Origin of the sequence: Streptomyces sp. NPDC059785 (assembly GCF_042732375.1) — a bacterium.
In the GTDB taxonomy this organism is placed as follows: Bacteria; Actinomycetota; Actinomycetes; order Streptomycetales; family Streptomycetaceae; genus Streptomyces.
This window is the reverse complement of sequence record NZ_JBHWHV010000070.1, coordinates 1-12,120: the sequence shown is the minus strand read 5'-3', so window position 1 is coordinate 12,120 and position 12,120 is coordinate 1. Positions and strand designations below refer to the sequence as shown.

Below are 12,120 nucleotides of genomic sequence, written 5' to 3'. Positions count from 1 at the left end.
ATCGCCCGGCGGCACGGTCCGCACCGCGGGCAGGTGGGGTTGAGGTATCCGCCCGCCCGCGGCACCGGCATCACCGCACGGTGATGATGCCCGCGTGCTCGGCCTCCGCGACCGAACCGCCCACGTAGACCGGTACCTTGCCTACTGGGGTCGCCCAGCGGCTCCGGGCCTCGTCCCAGTAGGACACCGCGCGCCGGGGCACGGTGACGGTGACGGCGCGCCGCTCCCCCGGCTTCAGCGTCACCTTGGTGAAACCCGCCAGTTTCCGGGCTGGGGTGTCCGTGCTGGTCGGCAGGTGACCTACGTAGACCTGGACGACGTGCGAGCCGGTGCGCCCGCCCGTGTTGCGCACCTCCACGCTCACCTCGGCCACGTCGGCAGTGCCGGACAGGTCGCGCACGCGCAGCCGGCTCTGGCCGAACGAGGTGTAGGAGAGACCGTGTCCGAACGGGAACAGGGGCTTCTCGCCGTGCTTGACGTACCACTTGTAGCCGACGTGGACGCCCTCGTCGTAGACGATGGTGCCGCCGGCTCCGTCGCTCTTGCTGCCGGTGTAACGGGCGGGTCCCTGCTCCTCGTCGGCGGGGAAGGTGACCGGGAGGCGGCCGCCCGGCTCGGCGTCGCCGTAGAGGACGTTCGCGAGGGCGGTCCCGGTCGCGGCGCCCTGGTACCAGGCCTGGAGGACACCCTTCACCCGGCTCAGCCACGGCATGAGCATCGGTCCTGAGGTGTTGAGGACCACGACCGTACGGGGATTGGCGGCGGCCACCTCCTCGATGAGCCGGTCCTGGTCGCCGGGCAGGGAGAGGCCGTCCCGGTCGATGGCCTCGCCGGTGTAGTTGTTGACGAACACCACGGCGACGTCGGCACGCGCGGCGGTCTCGACGGCGGCGGGGATGAGGGACTCGGGCTGCCAGCCCAGCTTCATGCTAGGTCCCCGGTCGCCGGCGTCCTTCGTGCTGTACTCGACGGCGATGTCGAGCGGTTCGCCTCCGTCGAGTTTCACGACGCCGCCGATGGCCGACTCATGGGGCCCGATGAAGGAGTCCCACAGGTACCGCGACCCGGAGAAGACGGTGGTGCCGTCGACGACGACCTTCGCGGCTCCGGACAGCAGGGCCGCGAAGCGCACCCAGCCGGTGACGGGCGGCGTGATGGTGCCGGTCCAGCGGGCCGACCACTTCGCCGGCAGTCCGTCGACGGGATCGCCCGAGCGGAAGTCGACCGTGGACGTCACGGCGGTGGCGAGGGGCTCACCCGCGAAGTCCTCCCCGGCGAAGAACTCGGCGCGCAGGCCGGCCGCGCCGTCCGGGGCAGTGAGGACGTCCGACGGAATCAGCGGCAGGGCGACGTCACCGAGGCTCCCCTGCGAGAACAGGACCCGGTCCGCCCCGGCCTTGGCACGGACGGCTTCCAGGGCGGTCGTGAAATCACCGGGGTCCACATAGGAGGAGCCCTCGACACCGGTGATGGCGTCCTTGCCCGCCGGGCCGATCACCGCCACGGTCCGCCGCTTCGACAACGGCAGCACCCCGCCCGCGTTCTTCAGCAGTACGGTGGCCTGCTCCCCCGTCTCACGGGCGAGCCGCTGATGGGCGCCGGTGGTCACCGTGTCCGCCGGGGCGTCGGGCAGCGGATGGTCGAAGGCGCCGGAGGCGAACAGGGCGTAGAGGATACGGCGGGCGGCGTCCCGGGTGCGCTCCTCGGGGATGCGGCCGTCGGTGAACGCCTCTTTCGGGGTGTCCGGGATCAGCGCCCCGGAGTCGACGCCCGCCTTGAAGGACTCCACCCGGTCGCCCTGCGGGTAGAAGTCGGTGCCGAGATATCCCTCGAGGCCCAAGTCCTGTTTCAGGGCGGTGACGATGTGGGCGTTCTGGCAGCAGAACACGCCGTTGACCTTGGGATAGGAACCCATGACCGACAGCGCGCCGCCCTCACGGATGGCATGTTCGAACGCCGGGTAGTACACCTCGCGCAGCGCCCGCTCGGAGACCTGCACGTCCAGGTAGTTGCGGGCACTCTCCTGGTTGTAGACGGTGAAGTGCTTCAGCTGGGCGATGACGTTCCTGCTCTGGAAACCCTGGACGACCGCGGCTGCGATGACGCCGCTGACCAGCGGGTCCTCGCCGTACGCCTCGCACTCGCGGCCGTTGCGCGGATCGCGGTCTATGTCGAGGGTGGGGCCGAGCAGCACGTTCCAGCCCTTGCCGCGCGCCTCGGTGCCGATCGCCGCCCCGTACTCCCGCGCGAGGCCGGCGTCGAAGGTGGCGGCGAGCGCGTTGGGAGCCGGGAAGGCGGTCACGCCCGTGTCGCCGCGCAGCCCGTCGGAGGCGTCCACCCTGGTCATCGCGGGTATGCCGAGGTGCTTCAGCGGCTCGAAGTCCTCCGGGTCCACGGCAGTGACCAGGGTGACCTGCTCCTCGAAGGTCATGGCCGCCAACAGCGCCTCGGCACGCCTGGACGCGGACCGGCCGCGGTCGAGCCATCCCTGTTTGGCCGCGGTGCCGGTGGCGGGTGTCCGGGGCGCCGCCGCGGCGACGGGGACGCCGGTGGTCAGGACCGCGGCCCCGCCGAGGGCGGCGACGGACACGGCCACGACTTCGCGCCGGGACAGGCCTCTGGGGTGGTTCACGTGGAGTTCTCCTTGTGGTGGAACGGGGCGTGTGGAGGAGGGAGTCGGGGCGGCGACGGTGTGCCGGCTCGGCGGGGCGTTCCCGTGCCGACCGGAGGCGCGCGGCAGCCGGTGCGCGGCAGCCAGTGCGCTCAGCTGGTGCGCGGCAGCCGGTGGCCGCCCTGGCGGGGTGACCGAACCCCTCCGGCGGGACGGATGAACCAACTTGTGTAACGTTCTTCAAAGTTGAGGTGCGCACCACAGTGCGCTCGGGGCGACATGGCGTCAAGACTCCGTGCGAAACAAGGAAGAAACCCGAACGCCGCGCAACGGTCGCTCGGCCCCTTACCCCGAGCGGTGTAGACCGTTACTCATCACCCTGGGCGTCCGGCGGCGCACGGGACCGAACCGGGAGTCGCCGACGCCCGCGCCGCACAGCGACCAAAACGACGCAACGTGGCATCAACAGCCCCGCGCCGCCGAACTTTCCCCACGCGCCGCCGTCACAGGTGTTGACACACTCCGCCACCCCTTTGACGATGGGCCGCGCCGAAGCCGTAACCGACCGACCACCGGTCGCGGCACGGGATCCGACAGTCAACCCACCGCACCCCGCCCCGCCATCCCTGGCGCATCGCCGCACTCCACTCCCCGTCCCGCGCCAGTCGATTGAAACGTTTCACTCAGACCGTCCGCATGGACGCGTCTCCCCGTCCCGCTCCGCCCGAAGGGTTCAGCCCATGACCGCACCGCCCGCAGGCCCCCCACCGGCAGTATTCCGAACACACCCCCTTCAGCGGCGCCGCGTCCGAACGCGAGGCGTGCTGCTCACCGTCTCCGCACTGTTCGGCTCTCTGCTCACCGCTGTGTCCGCCGCGCCCGCGCAGGCCGCCGCGCCGGACTTCGGCACCAGTGTCACGGTGTTCGATCCGTCGATGTCCGACGCGGCTGTCCAGGCGAAGATCGACGCCGTCTACAGCCTCCAGAAGGACAACGAGTTCGGCACCGAGCGCTATGCCTTCCTCTTCGAGCCCGGTGAGTACTCCGTCGACGTCAACCTCGGCTACTACACCTCCGTCGCGGGCCTGGGCGCGTCCCCCGACGACGTCACGATCAACGGCGCGGTACGCGTCGAGGGCCGCGACGACGCCCTGACCAACTTCTGGCGCTCGGCGGAGAACCTGTCCGTCGCACCGTCCGGCGGCACCAACCGGTGGGCGGTGTCACAGGCCGCTCCGCTCAGACGCGTGCATGTGCGGGGCGACCTCGACCTGCACACGGCCGACTACGCCTATGCCAGCGGGGGGTTCATCGCCGACACCGAGGTCGACGGCACCGTCGACGCGACGACCCAGCAGCAGTACTACACCCGCGACAGCGTCATCGGAGCGTGGACCGGATCGGTCTGGAACGAGGTCTTCTCCGGCGTGTCCGGAGCACCTCCGCAGTCGTTCCCCGATCCGCAGATGACCACGCTGGACACCACGCCGGTCAGCCGGGAGAAGCCCTACCTGACCGTCGACAGCGCCGGGAACTACTCCGTCTTCGCACCCTCGGCCCGGTCGTCGTCGTCCGGCACCACCTGGTCGTCGGGCGACACGCCCGGGACCTCGCTCCCGTTGAGCTCCTTCTACGTCGCCAAGCCGTCGGACACCGCCACCATCCTCAACGCCCAACTGGCCGCGGGCAAGAACCTGCTCATGACACCCGGCGTGTACCGGCTGTCGCGGCCGCTCGACGTCTCCCGCGCCGGCACGGTGGTCCTGGGCCTCGGCTTCCCCACCCTCGTGCCGACGGCCGGGAACTCCGCCGTGCGGGTCGGTGACGTCGACGGGGTACGCCTCGCCGGCCTCCTGGTCGACGCCGGAACCCAGAACTCGGCCGACCTGGTCCGCATCGGGTCGGCCGACAAGTCATCGGTACGGCACACGGCGAACCCCACGTCGGTGCAGGATGTGTTCTTCCGCGTCGGCGGCGCCACGGCGGGCAGGGCCACCAACAGCCTGCTGGTCAACAGCAACGACGTACTGCTGGACGACGTCTGGGCCTGGCGCGCGGACCACGGGGCCGGAGCGGGCTGGACGACGAATCCCGCGTCGACCGGCGTCACGGTCAACGGGGACCGCGTCACCGCCCTCGGTCTCTTCGTCGAGCACTACCAGAAGCACCAGGTCGTGTGGAACGGACAGGACGGCCGCACGGTCTTCTACCAGAGCGAGTTGCCCTACGACCCGCCGTCCCAGGCCGACTGGATGAGTTCGGCCTCCTCCGACGGCTATGCCTCGTACAAGGTCGGCGACTCGGTCACCCGGCACGAGGCCTGGGGGCTGGGCGTGTACTCCTACTTCAACAAGGGACAACCCGTGCGCGCGGAGCGAGCCGTCGAGGTACCGGAAACCTCCGGTGTCGCGCTGCACGACATGGTCACCGTGTTCCTCGCGGGCAGCGGCGGCATCGGCCACGTCATCAACGGCGCCGGCGCCGCGGTGACCGCGTCCGGAGACACCGCGTACGTCGTCGACTACGCGGGCGGGACGACCATCACGACCACCGGCAAGAAGGGCGTCGCCGCCATCACCTCGACCGGTGACGCGGCGAAGCTCGCGGCGCTCGGCAGTACCTGGTACTACAACTGGTCGGCGTCCGGCGCGAAGGCGGGCGCCGCGGAGTACGTGCCGATGGCCTGGAACAGTGCCGCTTTGAGCGACGACACCGTGCGGACCCTGACCGCCGGCGCCGCGAACGGCGACTACACCTCCGTACTCGGCTTCAACGAACCCGACCTCGGCGACCAGGCGAACATGACGGTCGAGCAGGCTCTCGACGCCTGGCCCGCCCTGCAGTCCACCGGCCTGCGCCTGGGCAGTCCGGCGCCCGCGAACTACTGGAGCGGCTGGCTGGACGACTTCATGGACGGCGCCGAGGAGCGCGGCTACCGCGTCGACTTCATCGCCCTGCACCTGTATCCGGACTGGACCAACCCCGGCGCACTGGAGGAGGTACGCGGCATCCTGGCCGACGCCTGGAACAAGTGGCACAAGCCCATCTGGCTGACCGAGATCGGCACTGTCGACACGTCGGGCTGGAAGGAGATGTACGGCACCCCCACCCAAGCGAAGGCGGACGGCTTCATCCAGAAGGTGGTCCCGCTGCTGGAAAGCCTGCCGTACGTCGAGCGGTACGCCTGGTTCGCCGACGACTGCGCCAAGACCACCACCTGCCGGTACTCCACGCTCTACGGCACTGACGGCGGGCTCACCAGCCACGGCAGCGCCTACGCCGCCACCGGACCTGTCGGCCCCACCGGTCGGTTCCGGCTCGTCAACAAGGCCCAGCCCACGCTCGCCGTGCACGCGACGGGCGAGTCGTACGACGACAGCGGCGCCCTGAACGCCGCCGTCACCCCCACGTCGTGGGGGTGGGACCAGCAGCGCTGGAACCTCACCGAGGCCGACGGCGGATACTACGCGGTCGTCAATGCCGGCGATCCGGGGCTGCGACTGACGACGACAGCGGATGCCTACCCGTCGGGAACCGGCAACCGCCGGATCGCGGTCGCACCGAACTCCGGCTCCGACGACCAGTTGTGGCGCATCGAAAAGACGTCCGACGGTTACTACCGGCTGATCAACAAGGCGCGAGGGACGGCGCTCCAGTCGACCTTCGACACCTACAACGGCTCGTCCGACGCCCGGGAGCTGGCCGGAACGTCGGCCTCCTTCGTCAACGACCAGCAGTCCTGGGCTCTCGTCCCCGGATGACATCGAGACCCGAGCAGGCTCACCACCTGCGCGGGGTCGCCTCGGCACCGAGGCGCTCGAGCCACCCGTCTCGCTCGCCGCTCCTCCGGGGCCGGCTTTCCTGAGGGTGGCCGAGCGCGACGGACAACCACAGGGCGGGAATGCCTCGGCCAAGGCACTCCCGACGGGTCAGCCGGGTCAGCCGGTCACGCTGTCACGGCTGCCCTCGTGCGGAGCGTCACCGAAGTACGTGGCGACAACCTCATGCGTAGGACCACAAAGGCGCCGGAGCTTGATCGTCGCCGCCGGGCCACCATGCAGGCGTACGGGCCTGCCGCACTCGGCACCGTCCACCGTGAACCGGACGATGCCGGTGGGAGCCGGCCCAACGCCGGCCGCCGTGACCCCGTCGGCGTCCAGCCGCTCGGCGGCTTGGAGCACGTACTCGGGGAGCTTCGACGTGGCGGCTAGTAGGACTCCGTTGGGTGTTTCCGTTCGTGCTGATCAAGAGCATGTTGAGGGCTGCGGACGCATATGAAGTGGAGTGCGTGCGGCCGGCCGGGGAGCGTCCGCGCCGGCTGGCCCGGGCGGCCGCGGTGGCCGGGCACGGCCGCTGGGACGGCGTCCTGCCCCAGGCGCACCTGCTGGCCGAATGGCCCGACGGCGAGGACACACCGACCCGCATAGCGAAACTACCTTCACAGTACAGAGGGAAGTCACAAGGCACCCGAAGCTGCTGCCCCGCAGGGGCGCACATGTCCTGAGTCATGACCAGCTCGTGAGCCGAGCAGACGAAGCGAAGACCTTCCGGTGCCCCTCGGGCGAAATGTTCTTGTCCATGCTTTTTCCGGCGACCCGCCCACTTCAAGGCTACGCAGAAGCGCTGGGTGGAGGGCCGCTCGGTTCATCGAGTCGGCGCAGCCTGTCGCGAAGGGGCCCGGCGTCCGCATGGCCGATGCCCTCCAGGATGTCCAGCCCTTCTTTCCACGCGGCGCGGGCCTCGTCCGGGTGACCGGCCGTCAAACTGGTGTCTCCTAGGCGCTTGAGCGATCCGGCCATCATCCAGGGAACGCCGCCGGACTGTTGGTAGAGGGTGAGGGCGTTGCGATATGCCGTGACGGCTTGCTCATACTGGCCGAGGTGGTGGTGGGCGTGACCGATGCTGTCCCATGTGTGCGCCGCGTTGATGTCGTCACCGAGTTCCTGTTGCAGTGTCAGCGCCTGTCGACAGTGGTCGAGGGCCTGCTGGTGCTGTCCGAGCAGGGTGTGGGACCAGCCGACCGCGTTGAGCGCGGTCGCCATCGCCATCCGGCTGCGGCGTCGGTCGGTACGACGGGCGTCCGCAGCTCGAAGGAGTTCGAGGAATCGCCTCGAGGCGCGGAGCGCGGCCTCCGGATCACTCCGGCGCTCCCCCACCCAGGCAACCATGAGATACGCCTCGGCGCAGGCTTCGATGTCACCCGATGCGGTGAACAGTTCGACGGCCTTCTCGGCGTGGGCGTGGGCTTCGGCGATGCGGCCGGTATTTCCCGTGGCGAGGGTGAGGCCGTAGTGGACATGCGCCTGTGCGGCCGGGTCTCCCAGTCTGCGTGCCGCCTCCATGGCGGTGTGGTGCACGGCCTCCTGCTCCCGCCACAGGCCACGCCAGTGGAGATCGTGCCCCATGACCCAGGTGAGTTGCCAGGTGTGGACGTCGAACCGGTGCGCGGCGGCCTGTTCGACGACCGCGAGCATGACCGGCAGCTCGGCACCGAACCAGGCCGTGGCCTTCGCGGTGTTTCCCGCGAATCCCTCGGCACTCACCCCCTCGGCCCGGGTCGCCAGGGGAATCAGTACACGTGATGTGGTCAACGCGAAAGCCTCGTGGGCGGTGTGCAGGTAGTGGTCGAGCATGCGGTGCCGGGCCGCCTGTGTCTCCTGGACCGGGTCGGTGACGTCGACGAGTCCCGTGGCGTAGGCGCGCAACAGGTCGTGCGAGGCGTAGCGGCCGGGAACCGGTTCGTCCACGAGGTGGCCCTGGATGAGTTCGGACAGCAGTTGGCGGGTGTGGGGAAGAGTGAGACCGGCCAGGCTCGCGGCGGCGGGCAGGGTGATGTCGGGGCCGGGGTGCAGGGCCAGCAGCCGGAACAGGCGGGCGGCATCGGGGGTGAGGGCATGGTAGGACCAGGAGAAGACAGCGCGTACGTCCGCGGCGGTGTCGCCGTCGTGGAAGGCATCGAGACGGTCGGCGCTGTCGCTGAGTTCCGCCGCGATCGCCGACAGGGGGAAAGCGGACCGGATCGCCGCGCGGGCGGCGGTGACCGCGAGGGCGAGTGGCAACTGGGCGCAGCGGGCGATGATTTCTGCGACGGCGTCCGGTTCGGCCTGGACTCGGGCGGGCCCAAGACGCCGGGCGAGCAGTTCACGGGCTTCGGGCACGGAGAGCACGTCGAGGTTCAAAGGGTGGGCGCCGTCGACGGCGACGAGGCCGGCGAGCCGGTTGCGGCTGGTGACGATGGCCAGGCAGCCGGGCGCCGCGGGCAGCAGGGGGCGTACCTGCGCGGCGTCGCGGGCGTTGTCCAGCAGCACCAGCACGCGCTTGCCGGCGAGCTGGGTACGGTACAGGCCGACCAGGGCGTCGACGTCCTGCGGGAGCCCGCGCACGTCGGTGCTCAGCGACTCCAGCAGGGTTCGCAGGGCGTGCTCCGGCGAAACCGGTAGACCCGCCGGGTCGAAGCCGCGCAGATTCAGATACAGCTGGCCGTCCGGGAAACGGTCGGCGACCTGCCGCGCCCAGTGCACGGCGAAAGTGGTCTTGCCGACACCTGCCATGCCCGCGATGGCGCTGACCACCACCGTGCCGTCCGACGGCAACCGGGCCACCTCAGCCAGTTCAGCGGCTCTGCCCACGAACACCGGCAGTTTTGCGGGCAGTTGGGCAGGTATGGGTAAGGGGGCCTCGACAGGCAAGGAGGTGGGAACACCGGCGGGTACGGGTGCGGCCGGAGTCGGCAGCGTGAGGAGCCCGGCATCGGCCCGCAGAATGCGCTGGTACATCGCCTGCATTGCCGGGCCGGGATCGACCCCCAGCTCGTCCACCAGAACAGTCTGCGCCTCGCGGTAGCTGGTGAGGGCCTCCGCCTGCCGCCCCGACCGGTACAGGGCGAGCATCAGCAGCTCCCGGAACCGCTCGTCCAACGGATGCTCGGCGACCAGTCCGGTCAGCTTCACCACCGCCTCCGCGTGAAAGCCGAGGTCGAGTTCGGCCGTGACGCGAGTCGCCTCCGCGGACAGCCGCAGCTCCCCGAGTCGCTGCCGCTGGGTCTGCGCATACGCGCCCTGGACACCGGACAGGGCCGTTCCTCGCCACAGGCCGAGCCCGTCCCGCAGGTGTTGCGCCGCACTCTCGGCGTCTCCCGCACGTCGCGCCTGCTCAGCTTGGTCAAGCAGGTCCCGGAAGACTACGAGGTCCAGCGCGTCCGGCGAGAGGCGCAGCTGATAGCCGTCCCCTGTCGAACGGATCACGGAGGACGCGACGTCCCCGGTGGGCTCCAGCGCCTTCCGCAGCCGGTGGACGTAGGTCCGCAGAACACCGAGCGCGGTAGCCGGCGTCTCTGTCCCCCAGACCGCGTCGACCAGGCCGCTCGACAACACCTGCGCACCCTCCGCCAGCAGCAAGGCGGCCAGTACCGCTCGCTGCTGGGGCGGGCCGAGCTCGATCTCGGCCTCACCGCGCCATGCCCTGACCGGCCCCAGAACCGAGAACCGCAACCGCTCGCCCACCGAACCGACATCCTCCCTGGGAGATTCGCCTCCGAAGCCCTGAACGGTTCAGCCGACCGATGGCCCGAAGAGCGGCGCAAGGAGGGGCTCTCGTTCACGGTGCACCGGATCCTAGTCTCGGTCGAGGACGAGGAGGAGCGATGGGCGGCGATCGAAGACGCGTCGTTCATCCCACGCACCGGAGCGAGGCAGTGGACGCCGCACGGCGCCAGGCCGGCTTGTACGGGCCCGCGGGCCGTCGTGTCCGGCTCATGGGGCGGGCTGCGGCCCGGTCAGGCGCCAGGTGTCGCGGACCAGCAGCGCGGCGGCAGAGGTGAGCACTACGGCCGCCGCGCAGACCAGCGTGGCGGCCTCGGTTCCCAGCGCCGAGGTGAGCGGACCGGCCAGGGCCAGGCCGAGCGGGGCCAGTGCCATGCTGCCCAGCCAGTCGTAGGAGCTGATCCGCGAGAGCGAGTCGGCCGGAACCTCGCGCTGCAGGGTGGTGGTCCACAGCACCCCGAAGATGTCGGTGCAGACACCCGCGAACAGGGCCGCGAGGACGGTCAGCCAGAGCGGTGCGCCGGTGCCCAGGGCCGCCATCGGCAGGGCCAGCCCGATCGAGAAGAGCACACCGGTCCGCAGCGGGTACCGGAACCTGATCCGGGCGGACAGGCCACCGCCGCAGATCATGCCGATCGCCTCGGCGGCCAGCACCAGGGACCAGGACCGCGCCCCGTCCCAGCGCGCTTGGGCCAGGGCCGGCCCGAGCGCGCTCTGCCCCAGGCTGAGCGCGGCGGTGGCCACCGAGAACGCGGCCACCGTGGACCACACCCAGCGGAGTGCGGTGAAGTCGCGCCAGCCGTCCCGCAGATCGGCCAGCACGCCGGCGGCCCGGGCCCTGCTGTCGCGGCCGAGCCGCATGGCGGCGGTCAGGCCCGCGCTGGCGACGAAGGACACCGCGTTCAGCGCCAGCACCGCCGGGGCGTCGACCAGCGCCACCAGAACGCCGCCGAGCGCGGTGCCCAGCAGGTCCGCTCCCCGCCGGGTGACCTGCATCACGGCATTGGCCGACTGCAGCGCCCCGGGCGGCACGCACTCGGGCAGCAGGCCGCTCATCGCGGGAGCGAACACGGCGGTGGCCGCCCCGGCCGGGACGGCGCCGAGAGCCAGCAGCGGAACCGGCAGCGCGAGCGCCGTCGCCACCGTGAGGAACGTGTAGGCCAGCGCCGACACCAGGTCCGCGGCCACCATCAGGCGGGCCCGCGGGAATCGGTCCGCGAGTACCCCGCCGAAGAGCACCAGGGCGATTTGCGAAATGGTCTGGACGATCAGTATCAAGGCCACGCTCCGCACCGTCGCGCCGGGGATCGACAGGATCCCGAAAGTCAGCGCGATGCGTCCGAGGGAATTCCCCGTTATGGAGGTGGAGCGGGCCCCGACCAGCAACGCGAAGCGCCGCTCGCGAAGCAATTCTTTGACGTTCGCGGGAACTCCCGAGGCAAGATCCGGACAGGGCGCGGAGAAACAATTCGCTGACACTGTACTACCGGTCCGCCCACCGTGCGCAGCTACCGGTATAGGCGGACGCACCGCCCGACATAGCGTCAGAATTGTACAATATAGGGGCGATTCAACGCTGTCGTGAGATCGATTGAACTCGCCACGCCCTCCGAGCCGTAGCTCCCATCAGCGGGACTCACTTCGGAACGGCCGGCCGACCGGAAATCGGTGGACCGAATCGACGTGAGCCGTCGGGAGTACCTGACAGTCTTCCTTTTCGGCGGTCCGCTACGGCGGCCAGAAACCCACAGGAGTAGGTAATTGATCTCCGCCCGGGGTTCCGGCTGCTTTCACGCTGTATTCACTTTTCGATTCAGGAGGAATCATGTCCGAGTTCGAACTCGACATCCAGATCGTCACCGTCACCGTCGACGAGGAGTCGGCCGCCCAGGCCGCCGGTACCTCGTCCATCTTCGAGCGCTGCGTCGAGCGCTGAGTCGAGTAATGGACTGCGGTCCGCCCGGAGGC

General features: G+C 70.2%; 4 protein-coding genes and 1 pseudogene. 2 read left to right on the top strand and 3 right to left on the bottom strand.

Translation table 11 applies throughout. The annotated features are described in order from the left end of the window. Positions 1–70: 70 nt before the first annotated feature. Positions 71–2,632 (bottom strand): glycoside hydrolase family 3 protein, encoded by a 2,562-nt coding sequence (locus ACFV6E_RS36360; RefSeq protein ID WP_385467527.1) that lies wholly within the window; start codon positions 2,630–2,632, stop codon positions 71–73. An 800-nt stretch (positions 2,633–3,432) separates the two neighbouring features. Here ACFV6E_RS36360 and ACFV6E_RS36355 point away from each other — a divergent pair. Further along, a complete protein-coding gene (locus tag ACFV6E_RS36355; protein ID WP_385467524.1) occupies positions 3,433–6,372 on the top strand; it encodes a glycosyl hydrolase in 2,940 nt (979 codons plus the stop codon). Positions 6,373–7,221: 849 nt separating this feature from the next. Here the strand turns inward: ACFV6E_RS36355 and ACFV6E_RS36350 are convergent. After that, positions 7,222–10,113 carry a BTAD domain-containing putative transcriptional regulator gene (locus ACFV6E_RS36350; RefSeq protein WP_385467521.1) on the bottom strand — a complete coding sequence of 964 codons (2,892 nt, stop codon included), beginning with the start codon at positions 10,111–10,113 and terminating at the stop codon, positions 7,222–7,224. Between ACFV6E_RS36350 and ACFV6E_RS36345 the strand changes: the two are divergent. Continuing rightward, positions 10,027–10,314 (top strand): annotated as a pseudogene (locus ACFV6E_RS36345) (DUF6192 family protein); the annotation flags it as partial. The gene ACFV6E_RS36350 and the pseudogene ACFV6E_RS36345 sit on opposite strands and share 87 nt — an antisense overlap. 48 nt (positions 10,315–10,362) lie before the next feature. Here the strand turns inward: ACFV6E_RS36345 and ACFV6E_RS36340 are convergent. Continuing rightward, a complete protein-coding gene (locus tag ACFV6E_RS36340) occupies positions 10,363–11,631 on the bottom strand; it encodes an MFS transporter (RefSeq protein WP_385467518.1) in 1,269 nt (422 codons plus the stop codon). Between the last annotated feature and the right edge of the window lie 489 nt (positions 11,632–12,120).